The 26,505-nt window shown below is 35.2% G+C and carries 25 protein-coding genes; 14 read left to right on the forward strand and 11 right to left on the reverse strand.

The features are described from left to right. Positions 1–6 precede the first annotated feature (6 nt). The 3 genes from MMF97_RS03235 to MMF97_RS03245 are packed head-to-tail and all read left to right on the forward strand — an operon-like array spanning position 7 to position 2,892. Positions 7–1,332, forward strand: coding sequence for a flippase (locus tag MMF97_RS03235; RefSeq protein WP_243359106.1), 1,326 nt, complete (start codon positions 7–9; stop codon positions 1,330–1,332). Next, on the forward strand, positions 1,329–1,976 hold the full coding sequence (locus tag MMF97_RS03240) for a class I SAM-dependent methyltransferase (RefSeq protein ID WP_243359107.1): 648 nt from the start codon (positions 1,329–1,331) through the stop codon (positions 1,974–1,976). The genes MMF97_RS03235 and MMF97_RS03240 overlap by 4 nt, the downstream gene beginning before the upstream one ends. A gap of 4 nt (positions 1,977–1,980) precedes the next feature. After that, on the forward strand, positions 1,981–2,892 hold the full coding sequence (locus tag MMF97_RS03245; protein ID WP_243359109.1) for a glycosyltransferase: 912 nt from the start codon (positions 1,981–1,983) through the stop codon (positions 2,890–2,892). A 10-nt stretch (positions 2,893–2,902) separates the two neighbouring features. Here the strand turns inward: MMF97_RS03245 and MMF97_RS03250 are convergent, their stop codons facing one another. Then, positions 2,903–3,463 (reverse strand): hypothetical protein, encoded by a 561-nt coding sequence (locus MMF97_RS03250; RefSeq protein ID WP_243359110.1) that lies wholly within the window; start codon positions 3,461–3,463, stop codon positions 2,903–2,905. 6 nt (positions 3,464–3,469) lie between these two features. Beyond that, positions 3,470–4,219: a class I SAM-dependent methyltransferase gene (locus MMF97_RS03255; RefSeq protein ID WP_243359111.1), complete on the reverse strand. Its 750-nt coding sequence runs from the start codon at positions 4,217–4,219 to the stop codon at positions 3,470–3,472. Between the two features lie 96 nt (positions 4,220–4,315). Here MMF97_RS03255 and MMF97_RS03260 point away from each other — a divergent pair, with 96 nt between their 5' ends. Both MMF97_RS03260 and MMF97_RS03265 read left to right on the forward strand, forming a co-directional pair. Continuing rightward, positions 4,316–5,590, forward strand: coding sequence for a glycosyltransferase family 4 protein (locus MMF97_RS03260; protein WP_243359113.1), 1,275 nt, complete (start codon positions 4,316–4,318; stop codon positions 5,588–5,590). A 2-nt stretch (positions 5,591–5,592) separates the two neighbouring features. Next, positions 5,593–6,342: a glycosyltransferase family 2 protein gene (locus MMF97_RS03265; protein WP_243359115.1), complete on the forward strand. Its 750-nt coding sequence runs from the start codon at positions 5,593–5,595 to the stop codon at positions 6,340–6,342. Here the strand turns inward: MMF97_RS03265 and MMF97_RS03270 are convergent. Both MMF97_RS03270 and uvrB read right to left on the reverse strand, forming a co-directional pair. Next, positions 6,339–6,539 carry a YwbE family protein gene (locus MMF97_RS03270; protein ID WP_243359116.1) on the reverse strand — a complete coding sequence of 67 codons (201 nt, stop codon included), beginning with the start codon at positions 6,537–6,539 and terminating at the stop codon, positions 6,339–6,341. The genes MMF97_RS03265 and MMF97_RS03270 overlap by 4 nt on opposite strands. Before the next feature lie 6 nt (positions 6,540–6,545). Continuing rightward, the gene (uvrB, locus tag MMF97_RS03275; RefSeq protein ID WP_243359117.1) at positions 6,546–8,594 is read right to left on the reverse strand and encodes an excinuclease ABC subunit UvrB; all 2,049 of its coding nucleotides are present in this window, start codon (positions 8,592–8,594) and stop codon (positions 6,546–6,548) included. 239 nt (positions 8,595–8,833) lie between these two features. Between uvrB and MMF97_RS03280 the strand changes: the two genes are divergently transcribed. Together MMF97_RS03280 and upp are read left to right on the forward strand one after the other, a co-directional pair. Beyond that, positions 8,834–10,090 carry a polysaccharide deacetylase family protein gene (locus MMF97_RS03280; protein WP_243359118.1) on the forward strand — a complete coding sequence of 419 codons (1,257 nt, stop codon included), beginning with the start codon at positions 8,834–8,836 and terminating at the stop codon, positions 10,088–10,090. 24 nt (positions 10,091–10,114) lie between these two features. Continuing rightward, a complete protein-coding gene (upp, locus tag MMF97_RS03285; RefSeq protein WP_243359120.1) occupies positions 10,115–10,759 on the forward strand; it encodes a uracil phosphoribosyltransferase in 645 nt (214 codons plus the stop codon). A 4-nt stretch (positions 10,760–10,763) separates the two neighbouring features. Here upp and apaG read toward each other — a convergent pair whose 3' ends face one another. Both apaG and dusB read right to left on the reverse strand, forming a co-directional pair. Next, positions 10,764–11,150, reverse strand: coding sequence for a Co2+/Mg2+ efflux protein ApaG (apaG, locus tag MMF97_RS03290; RefSeq protein ID WP_243359122.1), 387 nt, complete (start codon positions 11,148–11,150; stop codon positions 10,764–10,766). 44 nt (positions 11,151–11,194) lie between these two features. Then, on the reverse strand, positions 11,195–12,187 hold the full coding sequence (gene dusB, locus MMF97_RS03295) for a tRNA dihydrouridine synthase DusB (RefSeq protein WP_243359123.1): 993 nt from the start codon (positions 12,185–12,187) through the stop codon (positions 11,195–11,197). A gap of 55 nt (positions 12,188–12,242) precedes the next feature. Between dusB and MMF97_RS03300 the strand changes: the two genes are divergently transcribed. After that, the gene (locus tag MMF97_RS03300; RefSeq protein ID WP_243359125.1) at positions 12,243–13,175 is read left to right on the forward strand and encodes a CPBP family intramembrane glutamic endopeptidase; all 933 of its coding nucleotides are present in this window, start codon (positions 12,243–12,245) and stop codon (positions 13,173–13,175) included. Beyond that, positions 13,165–13,971, forward strand: coding sequence for a phosphatidate cytidylyltransferase (locus MMF97_RS03305; protein ID WP_243359128.1), 807 nt, complete (start codon positions 13,165–13,167; stop codon positions 13,969–13,971). The genes MMF97_RS03300 and MMF97_RS03305 overlap by 11 nt, the downstream gene beginning before the upstream one ends. Positions 13,972–14,013: 42 nt before the next feature. Here the strand turns inward: MMF97_RS03305 and MMF97_RS03310 are convergent, their stop codons facing one another. Then, positions 14,014–14,400 carry an acyl-CoA thioesterase gene (locus MMF97_RS03310; RefSeq protein ID WP_243359134.1) on the reverse strand — a complete coding sequence of 129 codons (387 nt, stop codon included), beginning with the start codon at positions 14,398–14,400 and terminating at the stop codon, positions 14,014–14,016. Positions 14,401–14,516: 116 nt separating this feature from the next. On the opposite strand from MMF97_RS03310, the gene MMF97_RS03315 reads away from it, so the two are divergent. Further along, positions 14,517–17,213, forward strand: coding sequence for a M14 family metallopeptidase (locus tag MMF97_RS03315; RefSeq protein ID WP_243359135.1), 2,697 nt, complete (start codon positions 14,517–14,519; stop codon positions 17,211–17,213). 71 nt (positions 17,214–17,284) lie between these two features. Here the strand turns inward: MMF97_RS03315 and MMF97_RS03320 are convergent, their stop codons facing one another. Beyond that, entirely contained in the window at positions 17,285–17,977 is a 693-nt protein-coding gene (locus MMF97_RS03320; RefSeq protein WP_243359136.1) for a zinc metallopeptidase, read from the reverse strand. 87 nt (positions 17,978–18,064) lie between these two features. On the opposite strand from MMF97_RS03320, the gene MMF97_RS03325 reads away from it, so the two are divergent. Together MMF97_RS03325 and MMF97_RS03330 are read left to right on the forward strand one after the other, a co-directional pair. Next, entirely contained in the window at positions 18,065–19,204 is a 1,140-nt protein-coding gene (locus MMF97_RS03325; protein WP_243359137.1) for an NAD(P)/FAD-dependent oxidoreductase, read from the forward strand. A gap of 12 nt (positions 19,205–19,216) precedes the next feature. Further along, the gene (locus MMF97_RS03330) at positions 19,217–20,500 is read left to right on the forward strand and encodes a DNA recombination protein RmuC (RefSeq protein WP_243359138.1); all 1,284 of its coding nucleotides are present in this window, start codon (positions 19,217–19,219) and stop codon (positions 20,498–20,500) included. Here the strand turns inward: MMF97_RS03330 and MMF97_RS03335 are convergent. The 3 genes from MMF97_RS03335 to nadA all read right to left on the reverse strand — a co-directional run bounded on the left by MMF97_RS03335 (position 20,495) and on the right by nadA (position 23,935). Further along, complete coding sequence (locus MMF97_RS03335) at positions 20,495–21,736, reverse strand: glycosyltransferase family protein (RefSeq protein WP_243359139.1); 1,242 nt, start codon at positions 21,734–21,736, stop codon at positions 20,495–20,497. The genes MMF97_RS03330 and MMF97_RS03335 overlap by 6 nt on opposite strands. A gap of 77 nt (positions 21,737–21,813) precedes the next feature. Then, the gene (gene thiL, locus MMF97_RS03340) at positions 21,814–22,854 is read right to left on the reverse strand and encodes a thiamine-phosphate kinase (protein WP_243359142.1); all 1,041 of its coding nucleotides are present in this window, start codon (positions 22,852–22,854) and stop codon (positions 21,814–21,816) included. Between the two features lie 88 nt (positions 22,855–22,942). Continuing rightward, positions 22,943–23,935, reverse strand: a complete 993-nt coding sequence (nadA, locus tag MMF97_RS03345; protein ID WP_243359144.1) for a quinolinate synthase NadA — start codon at positions 23,933–23,935, stop codon at positions 22,943–22,945. A 447-nt stretch (positions 23,936–24,382) separates the two neighbouring features. Between nadA and nadB the strand changes: the two genes are divergently transcribed. Then, positions 24,383–25,969, forward strand: a complete 1,587-nt coding sequence (nadB, locus tag MMF97_RS03350) for an L-aspartate oxidase (protein ID WP_243359145.1) — start codon at positions 24,383–24,385, stop codon at positions 25,967–25,969. Between the two features lie 23 nt (positions 25,970–25,992). Next, positions 25,993–26,505 (forward strand): gamma carbonic anhydrase family protein, encoded by a 513-nt coding sequence (locus tag MMF97_RS03355; RefSeq protein WP_243359148.1) that lies wholly within the window; start codon positions 25,993–25,995, stop codon positions 26,503–26,505.

Here is a 26,505-nt window from a genome sequence, read left to right on the forward strand (position 1 = left end):
GACCGCATGAAGTTATTGGCTAAAACCGGCTTTGATGAAGAAGCCTTTAAAAAGTACTTTAAAAATACCGGCCTGTTAATGTTTGGCCGTGTAGGTAGCTTAGCCATTAAAATGGTGGTAAGTATTTTTCTGGCAAATTATCTTCTTGCAAATAAAAATGGTATTCTGAATACTTCCATTTCTTATATTTTTCTTTTTGCTTCTGTTGCCGGTCTGGGGCTAGACAGCTTTATTGTTAAGGAATTACATCAGTTTCCTCAAAGCAAGAATAAAATTTTAGGAACTGCTTTTGGGTTAAAGGCGATAGCCGGAGCAGTCTGTGTTCCACTTATTTTTGTGGTTTGGCAGTTTTTCCCTTTAAATGGAATTTCTTATCAGATTATATTTATTCTTTCTTTTACCGGTTTATTACAGTCTTTAACTGTGATAGATGCTTTTTTTCAATCGCAGGTACAGTCTAAGTACATTATGCAGGTGCAGGTAATTGGAAATCTTATCTCTGCAGCGATTAAAATCATCCTGATAAAAAGCAATGCCGATTTAATCTCTTTTGTTTATGCTGCCTTATTTGATGTTTTTGTGCTTTCTCTTGGATATTTCTTAACCTATAACCGTAGTGGTCGAAAAATATTTGACTGGAGTTTTGATCAAAAACTGGCTAAAAAACTACTCAGTTTTTCATGGCCTCTGATTATTTCAGGTATTATGGTTTCTGTTTACATGCGTATAGATACCATTATGCTAAAAGAGTTATTGGGATCTGAAGGTGCTGCAGCGGCAGGCGCATATGCAACGGTTGTAATGTTTAGTGAGGCTCTGAATTTTGTTCCGGGAGCCATTGTAGCTTCCTTATTTCCGGCTATCTTAAATGCAAGGAGAGATGATAAACAACGGTATATGAAACGGATTCAAAATCTTTATGATTTGATGATCTGGTTAAGCCTGTCGTTTGCGATCTTTATCAGCTTTGCTTCACCTTTGATCTACAAACTTTTTAAAACCCAGTATGCTGCCGCAGCACCGGTTTTAACCGTACATGTGTGGGGTTCGCTGTTTGTTTTTCTGGGTGTGGCCAGTACACAGGTATTGATTGCAGAAGGTTATCATAAATTAACCTTTATTCGTACGGGCTTTGGAGCCATTGTAAACGTAGTACTTAACTTTATTTTAATTCCCAAAATGGGTATGATGGGAACAGCAATAGCTACTGTAGTGGCCTATGCTTCTTCTACTTTTCTTATTCTTTTTATCCCCAAAACCCGCAGACAAGGCATAATGATGTTAAAATCTGTATTTTTGGTAAGTATATTTCAAAAAATATTTAAACGTTGAATAAATTTACAGCGCTTGCAAAACTAATTGCAAAGCCTAAAAGATTAGCAGCCTTGCTTTCTTATAACGGAAAGGGCTATTTAAACGAAATTGGGTGGTTCAATGCTTTTGATCAAAAACAGGCTATTGATGCCGAGGGTCAGCCTATTCCATGGGTAACTTATTCTTTTATCGATTTTATAAAGGTTCGATTAAACAAATCCTTAAGTGTATTTGAATATGGCTCTGGTAACTCTACTTTATTTTATGCCAAAAGAGTTGGTTCTGTAGTTTCTGTTGAGCATGATGAAGCTTGGTTCAAGAAGATTGTAAACGAAAAAGCTGAGAATGCCGAAATGATATTTACACAATTAGAACCTAACGGCGAATATGCACAAAAAGCGATGTTAACCGGAAAAAAATTCGATGTGATTATTGTAGATGGCAGAGACCGGGTAAACTGTTGCAAACATGCTGTTAATGCTTTATCTGCTAACGGAGTGATTGTACTTGACGACTCGGAAAGAGAAACTTATCAGGAAGCCAGATCTTTCTTATCTGCACAGGGATTTAAAGAGTTGTACTTTTCAGGCATTTCTCCAGGTCTTTTTTATTACAAGGCCACTTCTGTATTTTATAAAGAACAAAACTGTTTAGCCATTTAATTCAATGCAAAATCTTGCCCCTATAGCGTTATTTGTTTACAATCGTCCGCAGCACACAGAACGTACCCTTAAGTTTCTGCAACAGAATGCGCTTGCATCAGATAGTCGTTTATTTATTTTTTCAGACGGGGCAAAAACCAATGATGATCAGGAAAAAGTTAGCGAGGTAAGGTCTATCATTAATAATATAGAGGGTTTCAAATCTATTAAGGTTATTGAGCGCAAGACCAATACAGGTTTAGCCAATTCCATTATTGAGGGGGTTTCTCAGCTTATAAAAGATTATGGTAAAGTGATTGTATTTGAAGACGATCTGATCTCTTCTCCTCATACTTTAACCTATTTCAACAATGCTTTAGATCGGTATCATAATGAAGAAAAAGTCATGCATATTGGGGCCTACATGTATAACCTTAAAGAAAATGACCTGCCCGAAACTTTTTTCTACCGAGCGGCGAGCAGTTGGGGCTGGGCTACCTGGGAAAGGGCATGGCGTCATTTTGAACCCAACATAGATGTATTGGTCAAACAGTTCGACAAAGAAAAAATAAAAGCCTTCTCCATAGATCATTCCATGAATTTCTGGAAACAGGTTAAGGAATTTAAACGAGGCAAAAATAACTCCTGGGCTATCAGATGGTACGCCTCTATTTTCTTGAAAGGAGGCCTGACCTTAAACCCGGCACATTCATTAATCAACAATATTGGCCACGACGGTTCAGGGGTTCATTCAGGTATTAACGATATTTATAATGTGATCATTAATCCAAAACCCATTAGCTACTTCCCTGAAGTTATTGAAGAAAATAAACAGGCCTATGGTGCTATTAAACACTTTTTAACATATAGAAAAGGTAGTTTTGTACAAAGAGTTATACGGTTTGTTAAAGAAAAGTTTGCAGCACTTCCTTTTTAATCGCTCTGCTTTATTTCTGCTTTAAAAAATTATCTACTTCGGTAAAATAATCTTCATCATAGCATTTCATAAATCTTCCGTCTGGTTTTAAGATTAAAAATGCCCCACAATTTTCCTGAATGGTAAAAACATTGCTTTGAAAAAAGCCCGAATCTTGTATAAAATCCTTTCTATCCTTCAACAAGTCTAAATGAAAAGCATCTTTAGCATAAATAAAGAAGTCAACCGCGTTTTTTTCAGCCGTTATTCGATTTGAAATATTAACTGTATTGTTCAACATAGAGGAATAGGTCTCATTGTTATATTTATAAGTAATGCAGTTCGGCCCTCGTTGAAAATAATTAATCAATATGGCCTTATCAGCATCAATATTCCTGTTTAGCTCTTTTGCTATTTTTTCTCTGATATCTTTATTTTCTATATCGTCCAGTTTTCCTGTAAAAGTCTTTCTACTGCTAATGTACCTTGAGTTTACAGCATTATTAATCTCATTTGCTTCTGTATTTTGTGCCTTTATTTTAGTTGCACAAGAGGTTAAAAGAACCAATATTATTAGGTAGGTTTGTTTCATATTAATTTAGACCTTTTTTGCATAAACCATAATGTATGGCGAGAGTTGTTTGGTTTCAAAAGAAAATACTCGGGTAAACACCTTTCCTAAAACCCATACGGCTTTTTTAAACGCTTTTACCCCGATAGACTTCTCTTTTTCATTTTCTAACCACACACTAAATTTACCGAAATATTCGGATTGCAAAACTTTTAGGCCTAAATCTTTGCAAATGGCCTCCAATAATTTTGGATCCATGCAATTGATGTTATGCTTATCGTAATTCTCTTTATCAAATTTTAACTGAAACCATCCGTTTATGCCACGAAAATTAGGAAGGGTAATAAACAGACTTCCTCCGGGTTTTAGAAAGGCTACATGGCGCTCTATAATGTCCTTGGTATCTGTAAAATGCTCAATCAGCCCACAGCTTAATACCAGATCATATTGTTTTTGTGGAGTGTAAGCAAACAAATCTGCTTCTATGATTTTTACATCATCCGACTGCAATCTGTTTGCAGCCAAGAGCGCAGAAGTAATGGGTGGGTGTATAAAATAATCGAGCAGGGTTACATCCAGATTATGATATTTTTTGAGATAAGCCGCATAATATCCAGGAAAACCACCCAATTCAATAGCGGTTTTTACGTCATCCTGTTTAATGATATTTGTTAGTTGTTTATAGAATAAATAGTTTTCAGGAATTTCTACTGCCAGCCCTGTTTTACGCTGCCAATAGTTTAACCAAAAATCTCTGTCGGTGAGTACATTGCTCATAAACTTATATAACCAAATTTTTTTTGCATATGTTTTGAGTAATTTTTTGCGTTAAGGTTTAGTAAGCCTTCTTAATAAATATTATTTTTGATTGATTTGAAAATTGTTCACCTAAATACTTATGATGGAAACGGGGGGGCAGGTAGAGCCTGTCTTCGTTTAAGCGATTCATTAAACGCTGCCAATTGCACCTCAGATGTGTTGGTTTTCTATAAGTTTGGACACAATCCTAAGATTTTTAATTTAAGCCAACACTTCTTTGCTAAAATAAGAGCTGTTTTTAACATTCTTGGCGAACGTTATTTATCTCGGTTCTTCACTAAACAATCGGCTCGAACACCATTTTCTTTGCAATGGTTTGGCAGGTCGGTATTAAAACATCCATTGGTAAAAGAGGCCGATGTCATCCACATCCACTGGATCAATCATGGTTTTTTATCTCCAAAATTTTTAGCTCAGCTTGATGAGCTAGATAAACCTATTGTGTGGACTTTTCATGATAGCAATGCCTTTACCGGCGGATGTCATGTGCGTTATAGCTGTGAAAATTACCATAAACAATGCGGACATTGCCCTTTATTAAAGTTTGCAGGAGAAAAAGATCTTTCTCATCGTAACTGGTTAAGAAAACAAAAGGCTTATACAAATCTTAATTTTCATATCATTGCACCCAGTAATTGGATGGCCGCATCGGTTAAGCACAGCAGCTTACTGGGCTTGAGAAATATTTCTGTTATACCCAACACCATTGAAATAGCTGTTTTTAAACCTTATGTTAAGACAGAAGCCAAAAAAATCTTAAAAATAAGCCCGCAAAAGTTTGTTATTTTAAGTGGTTTCATGCCATCTAAAAATGATAAGCACAAAGGAACTCCTTATCTTGTTGAGGCGTTAAAAGAACTTGCATCGAGACCTGAAATTGATAATGAGCAGATTGAACTGGTAATTTTTGGGAATAAAGACCAGCAAGATGTCCCTCAATTTCCTTTTAAAACCACTTTTTTAGGCACAATCAATAAAGATGATCATTTGGCAAAATGTTATGCCGCTGCTGATGTATTTGTAACCCCTTCTCTTGAAGACAACCTTCCTAATACAGTGATGGAAAGTTTAGCTTGTGCAACTCCCGTAGTTGCTTTTGAAACAGGCGGTATTCCAGATATGGTAAAACATCTGCAGAATGGTTACCTGGCCAAATACCAGTCTGTTACTGATCTGGCAGATGGTATTGAATGGTTGTATCTAACAGAAGATAAAGAAGAGATACAAAAAGAAGCCCGCAAAACCATTTTAAAGGAGTTTGCACCTGAAGTTATTGCTCATCAACACTTAACATTGTACCAACATTTAATTGCCGAACAACCTCAATAAATATGAAACCGAAACTGAGTGTAATTACCATCGTTTACAATAATGTTAAAGACATTGAACGCACCATGTTATCGGTATTGAACCAAACTTATCCTAACATTGAATACATTGTTATAGACGGGGCATCTAATGATGGTACGCCCGAAAAGATAGCACAATATAAAGATAAGCTGGCTTGCTTTATCTCCGAACCCGATAAAGGTATTTATGATGCCATGAATAAGGGGCTGGCTTTAGCTAAGGGCGATTATGTATTATTTATGAACTCTGGCGATGAGATCTATGACAGCCATACGGTTGAGAATGTTTTTAATTCGGCACCTTCAGGAGACATTTATTATGGTGAAACAGAAATGTATGATGAGGACTGGCATAGCTTAGGTCAGCGCAGACATGAGGCTCCTGAACAGTTTAACTGGCAGAGCTTTAAATATGGGATGAACATCAGCCATCAGGCTATTTATGTAAAACGAAGCCTTGCAGAACCTTACGATTTGAAATACAAATACAGTTCTGACATAGATTGGATTATCAAAGCGGCAAAAAAATCTTCGAATATTGTAAATACCCATCAGTACGTAGCAAAATACTTGGTAGGTGGAATGAGCAAAAAAAAACATTGGGAAAGCTTAAAAGAACGTTTTAAAATCTTTACGCATTATTATGGCTTTTTCCCAAATGTTTTTAACCACTTTGTAATTGCAGTAAATTTAGCTGGGTATTATTTCAGGCACGGCAGGACTAATGATTAATCTTCCTGTACAATTTCTGCCACACGCCCAATCTGCCCATCTTCTAGCCTAACTTTTATTCCTCTTGAATGAAAAGATGCAGAGGTTAAGATATTCTTCACCACACCATAAGTAATATTTCCGTTCCGCTGATCTTTCTTTAAGATAATACCTACTTCCAATCCTGGATAAATGTCTTTTCTATTTTGCCCGTCCATATATTTCTATTTCTCTGTTTTTCCAAAGCGTTCTTCAAATACTTTTTCTAAAGCAAACATCTCATCACGCAAGCGTGCTGCCAGTAAAAAGTCGGTATCTTTCGCCGCTTTCTGCATATCTTTTCTAGATTGATCAATCGCTTTTTTAAGCTCTGTTTTACTCATGTATTGTACAATAGGGTCTGCAGCAATGCTTACTTCATCTACTTCAACATAAGCTCTTGCTTTGGCCTTCATACGTTCAGATACTTCCAATACAGATGTTTGCTCTAAAATTTCTTCTTTAGATTTACCCACTGTTTTTGGTGTGATACCATGTTCAGTATTATAAGCAATTTGCTTTTCTCTTCTCCGATTGGTTTCTGTAATTGTTCGCTCCATTGAATCGGTCATATCATCTGCGTACATGATTACCCTTCCTCTATCGTTACGAGCAGCCCTACCAATGGTTTGTATCAATGCCCTATCTGATCGCAAAAACCCTTCTTTATCCGCATCTAATATAGCTACTAAACTTACTTCCGGTAAATCTAATCCTTCTCTTAACAAGTTAATCCCCACCAAAACGTCAAATTCTCCCAATCGTAATCCTCTTAAAATTTCAACCCTTTCTAAGGTCTTGATTTCAGAGTGTATATATCGGCACCTGATATTTAAGCGATCCATATATTTGGTCAGTTCTTCTGCCATTCGCTTGGTAAGCGTGGTAACCAGAACCCTGTCTCCGTTCTTAACGGTTTTATCTATTTCGTCCAACAAATCATCAACCTGATTAACTGCGGGCCTTACTTCTATTAAAGGATCCAATAATCCGGTTGGCCTGATCACTTGTTCTACTACTACACCATCCGATTTCTGTAATTCATAATCGGCAGGTGTTGCGCTTACATAAATGGTCTGTGGAGCCATCCGTTCAAATTCCTCAAAATTCAATGGTCGGTTATCTAAGGCCGAAGGTAAACGAAATCCGTACTCAACAAGAGCAAGTTTTCTTGATCTATCTCCACCATACATGGCTCTTATTTGCGGAACGGTAACATGGCTTTCATCAATCACCATTAAATAATCATCCGGAAAATAATCTAATAAACAGAAGGGACGCATTCCCGGAGGCCTACCATCAAAAAATCTGGAATAATTTTCTATTCCTGAGCAATAGCCCAGTTCTTTCATCATTTCTATATCAAAGTTAACCCGCTCTTCCAATCTCTTGGCTTCAAGCAAAAGCCCATCTTTGGTGAGCTGGTTCTTTCTTACCTCAAGTTCTTCCTGAATAGCCCATATAGACTGATTAAATCTGTCTTTTGGCGTAACAAACAGATTTGCCGGATAAATTGACATATCCTGCATTTTTTCTAATGTTTTTCCCGTAACAGGATCTATTACTGTAAGTTCTTCTATTTCGTCACCAAAGAAAGATATGCGATACGCATTATCAAGATAAGCCGGATAAATATCTACCGTATCTCCTTTTACCCTGAAAGTTCCCCGTTTAAAATCATTAATGGTCCTTGCGTATAAGATCTCTACCAGATGATGTAAAAATGAGTTTCTCGTAATTTTTGTACCCACTCCAAACCTGAAAACCGAGCGGGAAAAATCTTCAGGGTTTCCCATACCGTAAATGCATGAAATGGATGAAACAACAATTACATCTCTCCTGCCAGACATTAGTGCCGAAGTTGTTCGCAGCCGTAATTTTTCTATTTCTTCGTTTATGCTCAGGTCTTTCTCTATATAAGTATTGGTAGTAGGCATGTAAGCCTCTGGCTGATAGTAATCGTAATAAGACACAAAGTAATTAACCGCATTTTCAGGGAAAAACTGCTTAAACTCACCATATAATTGTGCCGCGAGTGTTTTGTTGTGACTTAATATCAGGGTTGGTTTTTGAGTCTGCTCAATAACATTAGCCACGGTAAATGTTTTTCCGGAACCTGTTACACCCAATAAGGTCTGATAATGTTCTTCTGATTGTACGCCTTCTACCAGTTGAGCTATAGCCTGAGGCTGATCTCCGGTAGGTTTATAATCTGATATGAGTTTGAATTTCATGCAATGTAAAAATAAAGCCTTGTTTATTTAATCACAAAAATTACCCGTTTTGTTTTAACCGGTTAAAACTAAGATGACCTGCAAATGAGTTATTTCAACGAAATTCTTCAAATTATATCTCCATTTTCTTAAGTCTTATTGGTATTTTTATGTAATTTGAACCGTTTGTTCTGTTTAATATGTCTCTACTCATCTTTTGCAAACAGCTTACTCCACGGGTAAAATATATCTTTAATTTTATGTTTAAAGATATTCTGTTGTATGAAGGAGATCTTTCTTTTAGCACCAATGAAGGTGAGTTTTCACAATATGATGGGTCAAAATTCAGCTACGCGGATCAGCCTCTTAAACAGGAATTGCATTTTGGATCTTGTAAACTTTTATTTGAAACCAAAATTCAACCTCAGCATATTGATCAGATCATTTTTGGAGATACCCTGGTTCCTTTTCCAGTAAAATTTGGATTTTTGCCTTTTGACATTTTTGCTGCTTCTTTTTACTTTGTTTCACGTTATGAAGAATACCTGCCTTTTGAACCGGATAAACACCAGCGTTTTAAGGCAGAAAACAGTTTACAATTCAATTTGGGTTTACTAGATTTTCCAATAGTGGATATGTGGGCACTCATGCTCAAAAATATACTCCTTAAATATCTTCCCGGTTTAAAATTCGGTTCAAGGGCTTTTACGTTTGTTCCTACTTTTGATATAGACAGAGCTTATCATTTTCAAAACAGCGGCCTTTTAAAGAATACAGCCCGTGTAATTAAGGCCTTATTAGAAAGAGATCAAGAGCGTTTAAAGAACGTGCTCTTAACCGGCATGAAAAAAAGAAAAGATCCTTTTGATACGTATGAAATGCTTCGACAAATTCATAATAAGCATAATTTAAACCCAATCTTTTTCTTTCTTTATGCACATAAAGGCGATAAAAAGTATGATATCAACATTAAACCCGGTAAAGAAAACTTTAACGCCCTGATTAAAGAAACGGCACAATATGCAGATATAGGCATACATCCTTCATATGCTTCAAACCAGCATAAACAGATGCTAACCGAAGAAATAAAAAATCTCTCACTGTTAGTAGAGAAACCTATTCATAAATCCCGACAACATTTTTTAAGATTACATTTACCAAAAACTTACCTGCAATTAAAAGAAGCCCATATTTTACATGATTACAGCATGGGATATGCTTCGCAGGCCGGATTCAGGGCGGGTACCTGTACTTCATTTTTCTGGTATGATCTTCAGCTTGAAAAGCAATCTGTATTAAAAGTTCACCCTTTTGCGGTAATGGATTCTACATTGAAAGTTTATTTAAAACTAAATCCCAAGAAAGCAAAAGAAGTTATTTCTAAAATTATGGGACACGTTAAACTGGTAAATGGTACTTTTTGTTGTTTATGGCATAACGAATCACTCTCAGAAACAGAAACCTGGAAAGGGTGGTCTGAGGTTTACAGATTTATGGTTGAAATGGCCGTTAAATAATTATATTTATACAATTTTAGCATAATGATAGTTGATATTAGTAAAACTTCCTGCATTGCCAATACCTATATTGCTGAGTTAAGAGACGAGATTATTCAAAAAGATTCTATGCGTTTTAGAAAAAACCTTGAACGCATTGGCGCTTATTTTGGACATGAAATTAGCAAACACTTGGCTTATAAAAATATTGAAACTACTACTCCTTTAGGTATTGCTAATAGTAAAGTTTTAGTACAACAACCTGTTATTGCCACCATATTAAGAGCCGGCTTGCCTATGCACCAAGGCTTACTAAGTGTTTTTGATAAAGCCGAATCAGCTTTTATTACTGCTTACAGAAAGGTGGTAAAAGGCGGAGATTTCATTATACAAATGGAACATATTTCAGCTCCTGAGCTGGAAGGAAAAACCGTTATACTGGCTGATCCTATGTTAGCAACAGGTTTAAGTATGGTACTTTGTGCCAAAGAACTGATCAATGAATATAAGATAGAGAAATTACACATTGTATCTGCAATTGCAAGTACAGAGGGTGTTAAACATGTAAGGGCAAATTTGCCTAAAGCACACCTCTGGTTAGGCGCAATTGATGATGAAATGACTACAAAGGCTTATATTGTACCGGGTTTAGGTGATGCTGGAGATCTGGCTTTCGGAGCAAAAAAATAAAATGCTAATTGAGCTTATAAGGAACAACCAGTTCAAACTCAGGAATATCTACAATAAAATTTTTCTCATCAGAAACACGTTGCATGACGTAATAACCACGCATACTTCCTATTTCTGTTTTTAAGTTACATCCCGAAACATATACATAGCTTTCTCCGGGTTCTATTATGGGTTGCTCTCCCACTACTCCCTGCCCTTCTACTTCTCTTAAAGTTCCATTAGAATCAAAAATAAGCCATTTTCGGCTTAAAAGCTGTACGGCATAATCTGTAAGGTTTTCTATAGAAATACGATAAGCAAACATAAAGTGTGCATTTGCCCAATCAGATTGATGATCCTGATAAATCGTTTCTATAGAGATTTTTACGCCTTGTGTTGTTGCCGTAACCATAGCTTATTTTTAATTTTTTGTGCTCAATAATCAGGCCATTTAACTTAAAGTTCTGCAAACAGGTATTTTTCTGAAATTTCGTCAAGTAAGCTGTATATCACTTCGATGTTTTCTTCTTTAACCAATTGCATACGATAAGGTTTAAAATCAGGTAAGCCCTTAAAGTAATTGGCATAATGCCTGCGCATTTCAAACACCCCTGTTTTAGGCCCTTTCCATTCAATTGATTTAGTTAAATGTGTTCTACAGGCCAAAACGCGTTCTTCCAGTGTTGGTCCGTCCATTAATTGCCCTGTTTCGAAAAAATGTTTGATTTCTCTGAAAATCCATGGATAACCTATGGCCGCACGTCCTATCATAATCCCATCTACTTCATATTCCATACGCCAGTTAGCCGCCTTAACCGGACTGTCCACATCTCCATTTCCAAATATGGGTATTTTGATTCGTGGATTTCTTTTGATCTCTCTGATCAATGTCCAATCTGCCTCTCCTTTATAGAGCTGCGCCCTGGTACGACCGTGTATGGTTAAAGCCTGTATGCCTATGTCTTGCAACCGCTCTGCCACTTCATAAACATTCTTCGTATTGTCATCCCAGCCTAAACGGGTTTTTACAGTAACTGGTAAATGCGTAGCCTTAACAACGGCTTCAGTCATTTTAACCATTTTGTCAATGTCCTGTAGCAAGCTTGCACCCGCACCTCTACACGCTACATTTTTAACGGGACAGCCATAATTGATATCTATCAGGTCAGGCTGAGCAAGGGTGGCAATTTCAGTCGCTTCACGCATACTTTCTATATCGCTACCAAATATCTGAATGCCTATTGGCCTTTCATATTCAAAAACATCCAACTTTTGACGGCTTTTAGCAGCAGACCTGATCAATCCTTCAGATGAAATAAACTCTGTGTACATCATGTCTGCCCCTCCTTGTTTGCATACATAACGAAAAGGAGGATCGCTCACATCTTCCATTGGAGCTAACAATAAAGGAAAGTCTCCTAAATCAATATTTCCTATCTTTACTGACATTTTATATCTTCAACCCTGTTTTATTTTAACTGCAAAGTTACATATAATTAAAATAATGTATCCAAACGCACCCGGTAAGCAAGAGAATAACCCTATTATACAACTTATGTTTTTAGGCTTATTTGCCATTTTAGGCCTAATTGTTTTTGCCTTAGCTGCCTGTATAATTGTTTATCTTTTGTATGGCTTAGACACATTAATGGCCGTTTTGTCTAATCAGCTTAATGAAAAAAATGTAGGTGCTTTTAAAATCATATTAACGGCACAACAGTTTGGTTTATTCTTAACTCCGGCTATTTTACTTGCCGTAGTTGAAAGAAAGCCTCTAAATAAGTTTTATGGTTTTGAAAAACCTAAGCCCAGCTTATTACTTATGGCAGCCTTTATAGGTTTATGCAGCCTCCCGTTTCTGTCATGGGTAAATGAACTCAATCAAAAAATGTCTCTCCCTGCTTTCTTAAAGAATATAGAAGACTGGATGCGGGCAATGGAAACTGATCTGGCCAAAACAACCGAAATTATTTTAAAAACATCTTCGGGCTGGGGTCTTATTGTCAATTTATTGGTAATTGCTGTAACCCCCGCAATTTGTGAAGAATTTATTTTCAGAGGTGGATTGCAGCGCAGTATTTTCAGATTAGTGGTTAACCCTCATGTAGCCATCTGGTTATCAGCAATTATTTTCAGCAGTATTCACTTTCAGTTTTTTGGCTTTTTTACCCGCATGTTCTTAGGTGCAACATTTGGATATTTATATTTCTGGACAGGAAGTATATGGTACGCCGTTTTTGCGCATTTTTTAAATAATGCTTATGCCGTTTTTGTGGCTTATTATTACCAAAGTAAAAACCTTCCTCTTAACGAATCTGATATGCAGAGTGTTCCTTTATATATGAGTGTAATTAGCGCAATTTTAACCGTTTCGCTTTTATTGTTCATCAAAAAGAAAGCCAGCCAAAACAACATACAGCAACCTTATGAAAACTAGAGCCATTACCGCGTTTTTCTTTACCATTGTTATGTTAGGTTCTATTTTTTTAGGGGCCTATACTTTTACGGCATTTTATCTGTTGTTAAGCATGGTTTGTTTGCTGGAGTTTTACCGGATGATTAAAACAACAAAAATACATCCTAACTTATTTATTGGAGTTGCTTTAGCCATACTTTGTTTTGGCAGCATAGCAGCGTCTCATTTTATCGATATTCCTGTTAAAAACCTTTTATTATATATTCCTTTATTTTTTGCTGTATTTATAGCAGAGCTCTATCGTAAAAGCGAACGTCCTTTTTCCAATATCGCTTTTACTTTTTTAGGGTTAATTTTTGTGATTGTTCCCTTTGTTTTCTTCTTTAGTTTAGGGTTCATAACAAATAATTCTTACAGCTTTCATTTTCCTTTAGCCTTTTTACTAATGTTATGGGCAAATGATACGGGGGCTTATTTATTTGGAATGAAGTTCGGCAAACATCGCTTGTTTGAGCGTCATTCACCAAAAAAATCTTGGGAAGGCTTTTTTGGTGGAATATTTACCGGTTTAATTGTAGCTTTTATAATCAATAGCTGGTTCCATGAAATTTCTCTCTTGGAATGGTCCGGAATGGCATTGATCATTTCTTGTTTCGGCACTTTAGGAGATTTGGTAGAATCAATGCTAAAACGTAGCGTAGGCGTAAAAGACTCTGGTAATTTTTTACCTGGACACGGTGGCTTTTTAGACCGATTTGATGGTTTATTAATTGCAGCGCCCTTAGTCTATACTTATTTATTCTGGTTGCTAAATTAAGTTTTACCCGGTATTGCAAAGAGAAACCCGGGTAAAAACGTTTTACTTGATTACTGTTGTAGGCTTCTTATTCTCATCCAGAGCAACAAAAGTAAATTCGCCATGTATAGCTAATTCTCTACCTTCGGCATACATCTGCTCTATATATATTTCTACGCTTACTTTTAAACTGGTATTCCCCACATGCGTAACATGCCCAACTAACTCAACAATAGTTCCGGCTGGTATAGGCTGTTTAAAATCAATTCTGTCGCTACTTACAGTAACCATTTTCTGTCTGCTAAAGCGTGTAGCTGTGATAAAAGCAACTTCATCCATCATATGCATGGCCGTGCCGCCAAAAAGCGTATCGTAATGATTTGTTGTACTTGGAAAAACCGCTTTGAAAATACTGGTCTTTGAACTGGCTATTCTTTCTTCTAAAGTCATATCTAAAGATTATACCGAACTTAAGGTCTTATTGAAAAATGTAACAAATATAAGAGTTATATTTTTCAATGTTTTTCACTTCTATATTTGATAACAAATTGTAAACTAAACTTTAAATGATGTTAAAAAGCTACGTTAGGAAAGCGTGTATAGCATTTCTGATGGTAGGTGCATTAAATGTACATGCCCAAGAAATACCTACACCCAAGTCTTTTTTCGGTTTTAACATTGGCGATAATTATAACCTGGCCAATTTTACACAAACCGAAGCCTATCTCAAGAAACTTGCTGCAAGTTCTGATAGGATTAAATATACCACCATTGGTAAAACTGAAGAAGGCAGAGACCAGTTTATGCTGATTGTTACTTCTCCTGAAAATCACAAAAATTTAGCAAAGTACAAGGAAATTTCGCAAAAACTGGCAAGAGCAGAGGGTTTAACACCTGAGCAGGCCAAGACTTTAGCTAAAAGCGGAAAAGCCATTGTTTGGATTGACGGGGGCTTACATGCCAATGAAACAGTAGGTATACATCAGTTGATCCAAACTGCCTATACGTTTGCCAGCAGAAATGATGATGAAACCAAAAATATTTTAGATAAGGTAATTATCTTAATGACACACGCCAATCCAGATGGGCAAGAGCTACAGAGCAATTGGTATATGCGTGAAAATACTCCCGAAAAAAGGTCTTTATCAGGCTTACCTCGTTTGTACGAAAAATATGCAGGCCATGATAACAACCGTGATTTCTTTATGCTGAATTTAAAAGAAACACAAAATATGGGTCGCCAATTATTTATAGAATGGATTCCACAGATCATGTACAACCACCATCAGGCCGGTCCTGCCGGAACCATTGTTGCCGGTGCCCCCTATCGCGATCCTTATAACTATGTTTTTGATCCTATTATCATGACCAGTCTTGATGCTGTAGGAGCGGCCATGCATAACCGTTTAAACATTGAGGGGAAACCTGGATATACACAACGTGGTGGATCTGTTTTTTCTACATGGTATAATGGTGGTTTACGTACAACTACCTATTTCCATAATATGATTGGTTTATTAACTGAAATTGTTGGTAGTCCAAACCCAATGAACATCCCTCTTGTACCAGCTCGTTTATTGCCAAACGGAGATTCTCCAAATCCGGTACAGCCTAAAGTATGGTATTACAAAGATGCAATTGATTATTCGGTTTCATTAAATTATGCCGTGCTTAACTACGCACAACGTTACAGCGATGAGTTACTTTACAATATTTATCAAATGGGAAGAAATTCAATTGATAGAGGCCTTAAGGATACCTGGTCGTTTTCTCCTAAAAAAATTGAAGCCATTAATGCCAATTATGCAAAAGAAACCAATACTGCACCTGTAAGTGTAACCGAAAGAAAACAAATACCTGAAAAATACCTTGATCAGGTAATGAAAGATCCGGCAAACAGAGATGCACGTGGTTATATTATCCCTTCAGATCAGCCTGATTTTACCACTGCTATCCGTTTCTTAAATGCATTGATCAGAACAGGCATCCAAGTACAGGAAGCAACTACAGATTTTACGGTTAATGGCAAAAAATACCCTGCAGGCTCATATATTGTAAAAACAGATCAGGCTTTCAGACCACATATTTTAGATATGTTCGAACCTCAGGATCACCCTAACGATTTCAAATATGAGGGCGGCCCTCCAATTGCACCTTATGATGCAGCCGGATGGACCTTAGCTTATTTAATGAATGTTAAATTCGACAGAATATTAGATGGTTTTAATGGCCCTTTTACTAAACTTCCTGTTGGCGAATTATTAACTGCAAAACCTAAACCTTTACCTGCCAATGCCCGAGGATACGCTTTAAGTGCACAAGCTAATGAAAGTTTTTTAGCCGTAAACGACCTTTTAAAAGCAGGTATAGAAGTTTTACGTGATCCTTCTAATGGTTCTTTCTATGTACCTGCCAGCGCAAAAGCTAAGGAAGCACTCACTAAGGCCGAGCGCAATTTTGGTATGAGATTAGTTGCTGCAGAAAAACCTAAGAATGCAAAAGCTGTAAAACCTGCCCGTATTGCACTTTGGGATGTTTATGGAGGTTCCATGCCTTCTGGATGGATCAGATATATCATGGAACAATATCATTACAATACAACGGTAATTTATCCGTCAGATGTTGACGCAGGAAAGCTTAAAGATAAATATGATGTAATCATTTTGGTAGGTGGTTCTATTCCTTCAAGAACAGCAGGAGGAAGAGGAGGACAATTTAATCAGGATGTAACCAATATTCCTGATGAGTATAAATCGAGGGTAGGCCGTATGACTGTTGAAAAATCTATTCCTGAGTTAAAAAATTTCCTTGAAGCAGGTGGGAATATCGTGGCTATCGGTTCGGCAACCAACTTGGCAAGTCATTTAAACTTGGGCGTAAAAGATGCTTTAACTGAAACTACAAATGGTAAAGAAGTTAAACTTTCAGCAGAAAAATTCTATGTTCCAGGTAGTGTATTAAGTGTTAAACTGGATAAAAATTTAAATGCAAACTGGGGTCTGGATGAATTAACAGATGTTTATTTTGACAACAGTCCTGTATTTAAGATTACAGATAATAACATTAAACCTTTAGCCTGGTTTAACACAGATAAGCCTTTACGTAGTGGTTGGGCTTGGGGGCAAAGTTATTTGAAAGATGGAGTGGCTGCATTTGAAGCTCCTGTAGGAAAAGGAAAGTTAATTGCTTTTGGACCTGAAATTACTTTCAGATCTCAAACCCACGGAACTTTTAAATGGATGTTCAACCAATTATATAACTAATTAATAATAAGCTTTTAAACTAAAAAAACCGATGTAAATTACATCGGTTTTTTTATTCACTAACTTTTTTCCTAATCTCTGCTTCTAAATAACATTGAAGCGTAATAAAGTAAGTTAGCCAATGAACCTAATGCGGCCACTACATAAGTCATAGCTGCCCACCATAAAGCATCTTTTGCCTGTGCATTTTCTTCGCTGGTGTACATTACATTCTGGTTATTTTTTAACCATGCCAAAGCTCTGTTACTTGCATCAAACTCAACGGGTAAAGTAATTAAACTAAAGATGGTTATTAAAGCCAGGCCTAACACCCCTATACCTAAAACAACCGGGTTTCCTGTAAATCCTATGAGCAATACACCAATCAATAATACCCATTGTAAAAGGGTAGAAGAGATGCTTACTACAGGTACCATATTGGATCTGAATTGCAGCCAGTGATAGGATTTGGCATGCTGTACAGCATGTCCGCATTCATGTGCTGCAACAGCAGCAGCAGCCACACTACGACCATAGTACACATCTGTACTTAGGTTTACTGTTAAATCTTGTGGATTATAATGATCAGTAAGTTGACCTTCAGAGCTTACTACTTTTACGTTATAAATGCCATTATCATGTAGCATTTTCTCTGCAACCTCTTTTCCTGAAAAACCAGAATTGAGCTGCATTTCTGCATATTTAGCAAATTTGTTTTTAAATCGCCACTGCACAAACATACTAAGTAGAAGGACTGGAACGAATAAAATTAAATAGGTTTCCATTTTTTGTATGTGTTTTTCAATCTCAAAATCTGATAATCAAAAAGCGTTCCCATATTTATTTCTTATTATTTTTTTACATTTAGGAGCATGAATTACAACTTTTCTTATTGGGAAAAAACCAGTTTTTTTTCTGCAGACATTATTATTGTTGGAAGCGGAATTGTAGGTTTAACGGCTGCTATCGCTTTAAAACAGCATAATCCGAAATTAAATGTATTGGTTTTGGAAAGAGGATTTCTACCCAGTGGAGCAAGCACCAAAAACGCTGGTTTTGCCTGCTTTGGAAGCCTTTCTGAGTTAATTGAGCAGGAAAAAACTTCAGGAACAGACGGACTTCATGCTTTAATTCAAAGAAGATGGAATGGCCTGCAAAAGTTAAGACAATTGCTAGGCGATAAGCATATAGATTTTAACGGCTACGGAGGTTTTGAGCTCTTTAGGAAAGAAGACGAAGAATTGACCAATTTATGTGTATCAAAAATTAGCCATTTTAATGCTTTAATTGAAGATATTGTAGGTAAACACGCTTTTTCTGAAGCTCATGAAAAGATAGACTATTTTGGTTTTAACCACATTAGTTCTTTAATTGAAAACCAATTTGAAGGACAGATCAATACGGGTAAAATGATGCGAGCTTTAATTAATAAAGTAGCTGCTTCAGGTGTTCAAATATTAAATTCATGTGAAGTTGAAGGTTTTGAAAAAGGTTCTGACCAACGGATTCATATTAAAACACAACAAGGAATTTTCATTTGCAAAAAACTGATCTTCGCTAATAATGCATTCATTTCTTCTTTTTTTAAAGATTTGGATGTAAAACCGGGCAGAGGACAGGTCATCGTAACTAAACCTATACCTTCTTTAAAAGTAAAGGGAACTTTTCATTATGATAAGGGTTATTACTATTTCAGAAATATTGATCATCGCATATTATTTGGCGGGGGCCGAAATCTGGATTTTAAAACTGAGGAAACTACTATCTTTGGCCATACAGAAAAAATCCTACAAGCTCTTTCTGCTATATTGAAAGATATTATTTTACCTGATACGGCGTTTGAAATAGATTATAACTGGAGTGGTATCATGGCTTTTGGTAATCAATTAGAACCTATAATTAAAGAGGTTGAACCTGATGTATTTTGTGCGGTTCGCTGTAATGGAATGGGTGTGGCCATGGGCAGCCAGACAGGGCAGGATGTAGCCGATTTAGTTTTAAGTACTTTTTAATTTCTTCTCTTTATGGAGCTCATCATTATTTGTTTATTAGTTGTTTTATTGATTTTATTCTTCGTTTTTTTATTTAAAAAATCTGGAAAAAGCAATCCTGAGGATATATTCACTGTTAATTTTTTAAAAGAAGAGAACCAAAAAATTCAACAGGAACTCACACAGGTTAGGGCCCAATTGTTAAATGAATATACGCGAGCTACAAAAGCAGAAGAAAATCTGCAATTGCAAAAAGAACTCTATAAACAGCAACAACAAAATTTAACAGAGCTACAAAATCAATTTAAATTAGAGTTTGATAAAATGGCTAATGCCATACTCGAAGAGAAAACAGCCAAATTCACCATTCAAAATCAAACACAGCTTAATGAGATTTTAAAGCCCCTAAAAGAAAACATCAAATCTTTTGAAGAGAAGGTAGATAAGGTATATAAAAGCGAAGCTGATGAAAGAAACCAATTAAAGGGTGTTATTTTTCAACTGATGGACCAAAGTAAACAAATTCAAAACGATGCAAATAACCTGACCCGCGCTTTAAAAGGCGACAATAAAAAACAAGGCAACTGGGGTGAAATTATTTTAGAAAGAGTTTTAGAAAACTCAGGATTAATTAAGGATCGAGAGTACAGTATCCAAAAAAGCTTATTAAGCGCCGAAGGCTCACGTTTGCAACCTGATGTAATCATTTACCTTCCAGATGAAAAACATTTGATCATAGACGCTAAAATATCGCTTATAGCTTATGAAAGAATGGTGAATGCTATCGATGAAAGTGAAAAATCCGTTTTTCTTAAACAACATATTGCTTCTGTTAGAAACCATATAGATGGTCTTGCTGCAAAAAATTATCAGCATTTATATCAAATAAATTCTCCCGACTTTGTTTTACTTTTCATGCCTATAGAATCATCTTTCAGTACTACAGTACAAAGCAATACAGAATTGTTTAATTATGCCTGGGATAGAAAAGTTGTTATTGTAAGTCCAAGCACATTGTTAGCCACATTACGTACAATTGCTAGTATATGGAAAGTAGAAAGGCAGAACAGAAATGTTTTTGAAATAGCTGAAGAAGCTGGTTCTTTATACGACAAATTTGTAGGCTTTTTAGCTGATATGGAAAAAATAGGTAAGTATATTGAACAAACTCAAAAAGCGCATGATGATGCTTTTAAAAAATTACAATTTGGCAGCGGAAATCTGATTGGAAAAGTTGAAAAAATCAAAAAATTAGGTGCTAAAACAAAAGGTAATAAACAAATAGATAAAAAATTTCTAGACAGTGAAGAACTATAGTTCATTCATTAAGTTTACTAACTTTTCTTCCTGAGACTGCCTACTTAATTCATACAATTCTTCTGCGGTATGATTAATTTTTAATGGCTTTCCTTCTAAATGATTTTTAAAAGATATGTGCAATACCTCTATAATTTCTTTTTTATGATTACAAATATATCCTGCATTATATTTTTTAATGCTCTCAGCAATATCTCCATCATCAGAAACAGGAAGTAAAATAGGCTTTTGAAATGCTAGATATTCATACTGCTTCGTTGTAATCACTTCTTTTCTATTTCCATATTTCAGGTGAAAAAACATGGATGAATCATAAAGTTCATCATAGGCTTTTTCTATAGGCATTTTAGCCAAGATACTGGTGTAGTTTTCTAAACCAAATCTGGTAATGATTTTATTCAGTACTGGAACATCATTTATACCTATAAATTTCAATAAAAACCGATCTGGTGAAACCTTATATTTAACTGTAAAATCTTTAACAGCCTCAAAAAAAGTAAGATCCTCTAACTGGCTGCTATATATTGAACCTAAATAAGATAAAATAAACTTTTGTTTATTATCTCTTATTAAAGAGATATCTATCTTATGGTTGTTAAATCCATTTCCAACCACATGGACATTGTTGTAATATCTTTCTGGAAAAAATTTCTTTATAGAATCAGAAATTGTTAATAATAAATCTGCACTTTCCAGATTTCTGATTTCTTGCTTTTTCAAAAATGATTTTCTTACTCTAGACATCCATTCATTTTCATAGATCAGATTATAACCAAAAACTCCAGGATCTCTATATTCTAAAACCAATTTTGAATGGTATTTTTTCTTTAATTCATATCCTAAATTATGTGCTGACAATGAAGGAAAAGATGTGAAAATTATATCGTCTTTAGCCGGTTTAATTTCACTCTTATTAAAATAGAAAAGTGTTTCTTTTTGTAAATCAAATATTTCTCGTTTAGTAAATAGATAATTAATAATTACCAATAATTTAGCACTATACGGGCTTTTTTTCTTCAGAAATGCATATACTTTCTGTAAAATACCATTTCTGTATAATAATGGAATTTCTATTAAGTTTTCTTTATTTTCTCCTTTTTTTACCTCATTTATATTTCCATGAATGAAATAAACTTCAAAATTTTCAGCTAAAGTATTGGCAAGACTCAATAACCTGTAATAACCCGTATGATAGGTTTCCTTACCATGATAAGAAAATACAAAAATACGCTTCAATTTTTAGAGTGTTTGTTTGGTTCAATTCTTTAAAAAGATTAGATTTTCTCTTACCTTTTTATCACAAATAAACACAATTATTTTTTAAAAGCATTCCATCCCTGAGCTTTTAATTCATGTAAAACATCTGATTTTGATACCATTACACATCCAGAGTTTTGATCTGTTATGTGTCCAATAACACTAATATCCACATCATTTTTAATTTTATCATAATCAGCCTGTTTAATGGTAAATAACAGTTCATAATCTTCGCCGCCATTTAAAGCGCATACTGTAGGATCTAATCCTAGTTCACGGGCTGTTTCATAAGTTTGCGGATCTATAGGTAGTTTATCTTCATAAATTCTAACACCAACATTACTTTGTGTAGCAATATGTAAAATCTCAGAAGCCAAACCATCAGAAACATCGATCATTGATGTAGGTTTTACTTTTATTTGAGCCAATAAATCAACAATATCTCGTCTGCCTTCTGGTTTTAACTGTCGCTCTATGATATAATCTTTTCCTTCTAAATCTGGTTGAATTTGAGGGTTTTCCAAAAATATCTGTTTTTCTCTTTCTAAAATTTGTAAACCTACATAAGCCCCACCTAAATCTCCAGATACGCACAATAAATCTCCTTCTTGTGCACCATTTCTATAGGTTACATCTTCTTTAGCAGCATAACCTATACTGGTAATACTGATCACCAAACCTTGTTTACTGGCTGATGTATCTCCACCAACCAGATCTATATTAAACTTATTACAAGCCAGCTCAATTCCTTTATAAATTTCTTCCACAGCCTCTAAAGGAAATTTACTTGAAACACCTATAGAAACAGTAATCTGGGTAGCCATACCATTCATAGCATAAATATCGCTCAGGTTAACCTGTACTGCTTTATAACCAAGATGCATCAAGGGTACATAGGAAAGATCAAAATGAATACCTTCTAATAACAGATCAGTTGATACCAATACTTGTTTATCTTTAAAATCAAATACTGCAGCATCATCTCCAATTCCTTTTACGCTGCTTTCATGTTTAATCTTAAAATTATCTGTTAAGTGTTTAATCAAACCAAACTCGCCTAATTCTGCTATTGATGTACGTTCTTTATTTTCAAACATATAATAAAATTATGTAGGGGTACTCGGTAGTTTTTCTGTATTAATTTACTTTTACAAGCTGATATGTTTATAAATAACAGCTTTAATTCTATAGGCCTAAACTAGCTGAAATCTCCAGCATTCTTTCAATCGGCTTTTTAGCTTCTGCAATAATATGTTCAGGTACAGTAACTTCAGGTATTTCATTTTTCATACACAGGTATAATTTTTCCAGTGTATTTCGTTTCATATAAGGACAGTCATTACATGCACAGCTATTATTTGGAGGTGCTGGAATAAATGTTTTATCCGGATTTGCTTTCTCCATCTGGTGTATAATACCACTTTCTGTAGCTACAATAAACTCTTTTACATCGCTATTTATAGTATATTTTAACAATCCGGTGGTAGAACCAATGTAATCAGCCATTTCCAGTACAGCATCTTCACATTCAGGATGAGCAATAAATTTAGCCTCAGGATGTCTCGATTTAAGTTTTGTAATTTTCTCTCTGCTAAAAATCTCATGCACCATGCAAGCTCCATTCCATAAAACCAGATCTCTGCCGGTTTTTTTGGCCACATAAGCACCTAAGTTCTTATCAGGTCCAAAAATTATTTTCTGCTCTTTTGGTAAACTTTCAACAATTTGAACCGCATTTGTTGATGTACAAACAATATCACTTAGGGCTTTCAGTTCTGCCGTGCAGTTTACATAAGTAATCACCAGATGATCAGGGTAATTCTCTTTAAATTTCTTAAATAAATGTGGTGGACAACTATCAGCTAATGAACATCCCGCTTTTAGATCTGGTAATAAAACCTTTTTCTGTGGCGATAAAATCTTAGCAGTTTCGGCCATAAAATGCACCCCTGCAAAAACAATTACATCAGCTTCTGTTTTTGCAGCTTCCTGAGATAAGCCTAAACTATCGCCTATGTAATCTGCAATATCCTGTATATCAGGATCCTGATAATAATGTGCTAAAATAATTGCATTCTTCTCTTTTTTAAGCTTATCTATTTCAGCAAATAAATCCAGCATAGGATCTATTTCTTCTTCTATATAACCTTTTCTATTTAATTCTTCTAAAACTTCCATTCGATATGCTTTTAGCGTTCATTAATTTTCTGTAAAGATACACAGCTTTCAACAGTTCAATAAAATATAATTTTTTTATATAAAAGGATTCTTGTTGTTTATTAGGATGTGAATATTGTTTAAAACTTCTCAGATATAATTTTGAAAAATGAGTTTTCCTATAGTTACTAACAATTTTTAAGGCTTTTTATTTTAAACTTTAGCTGATTTTCAATGTTATACTTTTCAGATTAAAAACTTATCAATACCAGAATGTGTATTCTTGCAATGTTTGTCAAAAGTTAATAAGTGTTATAAAGTTGCTTAAAAATTACTAAAATATTGTGATCAATTTACCTTTTTACATTAGCTTTAAACAATCAAAAAAAGTTGTTGTAAATATTTATACATCTATTCACATAGTTTTAAAAATTATCAACACACATTTGTTTTAGCTTACATATTATAATGAAAAAAGTAGATTTTTTGGTTATTGGATCAGGTATAGCAGGTTTAAGTTTTGCATTGAAAGCTGCTAAATATGGTAAGGTTCTGATAGTTACCAAATCTAATGAAGATGAATCTAATACCAAATATGCTCAAGGTGGAGTAGCAGTTGTTGTTGATAAGTCTGATTCCTTTGAAAAACATATACAGGATACTTTAATTGCAGGTGATGGTCTATGTGATGAAAAGGTTGTAGAAATTGTTGTTAAAGAAGGTCCGCAACGCATACAAGAAATCATAGATTACGGTACAAATTTCGATAAAGACCCTTCTGGAGTGTTTGATTTGGCTAAAGAGGGTGGGCATTCTGAACATCGCGTACTGCATTATAAAGACATTACAGGTTATGAAATAGAGCGTGTATTGTTAAAGCAGATACATGAAAATGAAAACATAGAAATATTAACACATTACTTTTGTTTAGAGCTGATTACCCAGCATCACTTAGGAGTGCATGTTGATAAAAGTAGTAAAGATATTAACTGCTATGGCATATATGCCTTTAATACAGAACGTAACGATGTTGAAAAGATATTGGCAAATGTTACGGTGATGGCTTCAGGAGGATGCGGACATATTTACAGTACTACAACAAATCCTGTAATTGCCACCGGTGATGGAATGGCTATGGTATATAGAGCTAAAGGAAAAATTAGAAACATGGAATTTATTCAGTTTCACCCTACAGCTTTATACAATCCTGGAGAATACCCTTCTTTTTTAATTTCTGAAGCAGTTCGAGGTTTTGGAGGCGTTTTAAAAAGAAGGAATGGCGAAGAATTCATGTATGAATATGATGAGAGAGGTTCTTTAGCCCCACGTGATATTGTAGCAAGGGCTATTGATAATGAAATGAAAAAATCAGGAGATGATTTTGTTTATCTCGATATTACCATGCGTAGCAAAGAAGATATTTTAAGACATTTTCCAAATATTTATGCCAAATGTTTATCTATTGGTATAGACATGACCAAAGATTATATACCAGTTACACCTGCAGCCCATTATATGTGTGGTGGTGTTATGGTTGATGAGCATGGAAAATCTTCTATTAATAATTTATATGCTTGTGGAGAAGTTTCTTCAACTGGCTTGCATGGTGCTAACAGGCTGGCATCTAATTCTTTATTAGAAGCAACCGTTTTTGCACATCGTATTTTTGAATCTGCTGTAGCTTCATTTAAAGATAATGTTATCCCTGACAATATTCCAGAATGGGATGATAAAGGTGTTATACAGATCAATGAAGACATCCTGGTTACACATAATTTACGTGAAACACAAAAGATCATGAGTGATTACGTAGGTATTGTAAGGTCTGATTTCAGATTAGATCGTGCATTACGTCGTTTATATTTGTTATTTGAAGAAACTGAAGAATTTTATAAAAATAATAAGGTTTCTGTGAAACTATGTGAATTAAGAAATGTGATTCAGGTGGCTTATATGGTTATTAAATCTGCCATGCATCGTAAGGAGAGTAGGGGACTTCATTATACAACAGATTATCCCAACCATGCCAATAAACTGGAAGATACTATTATTTAATATTTAAAATTTTGACTACCGAAATGCCAATCATATTACCTGTAAAAGATGTTAGTCCTGTATGGGGCGATAATTGCTTTATAGCACCAAATGCTACTATTGTTGGAGATGTAAACATGGGCAACCAATGTTCTGTATGGTTCAATGCAGTAATAAGAGGAGATGTAAATAGCATTACCATAGGTAATCAAACTAATATACAGGACGGTGCTGTTATACATGCAACTTATTTAAAAGCAGCAACTCATATAGGAAACAGGGTTAATATAGGTCATAATGCTATTGTTCATGGCTGTGTAGTTAAAGATCATGTTTTAATAGGTATGGGAGCAATTGTTATGGATCATGCTGTAATCGAAGAGTATTGTATTATAGCTGCCGGCTCAGTTGTTTTAGAAAATACCATTTGTGAAAGTGGTTATATCTATGCTGGTACTCCTGCAAAAAAGATAAAGCCCATTACAGATGAGCAACGGGCTTTATTAAATAAATTACCTGATAATTATATTATGTATTCAGGCTGGTTTGATCAGTAA

This window comes from Pedobacter montanisoli, assembly GCF_022809115.1.
GTDB lineage: Bacteria > Bacteroidota > Bacteroidia > Sphingobacteriales > Sphingobacteriaceae > Pedobacter > Pedobacter montanisoli.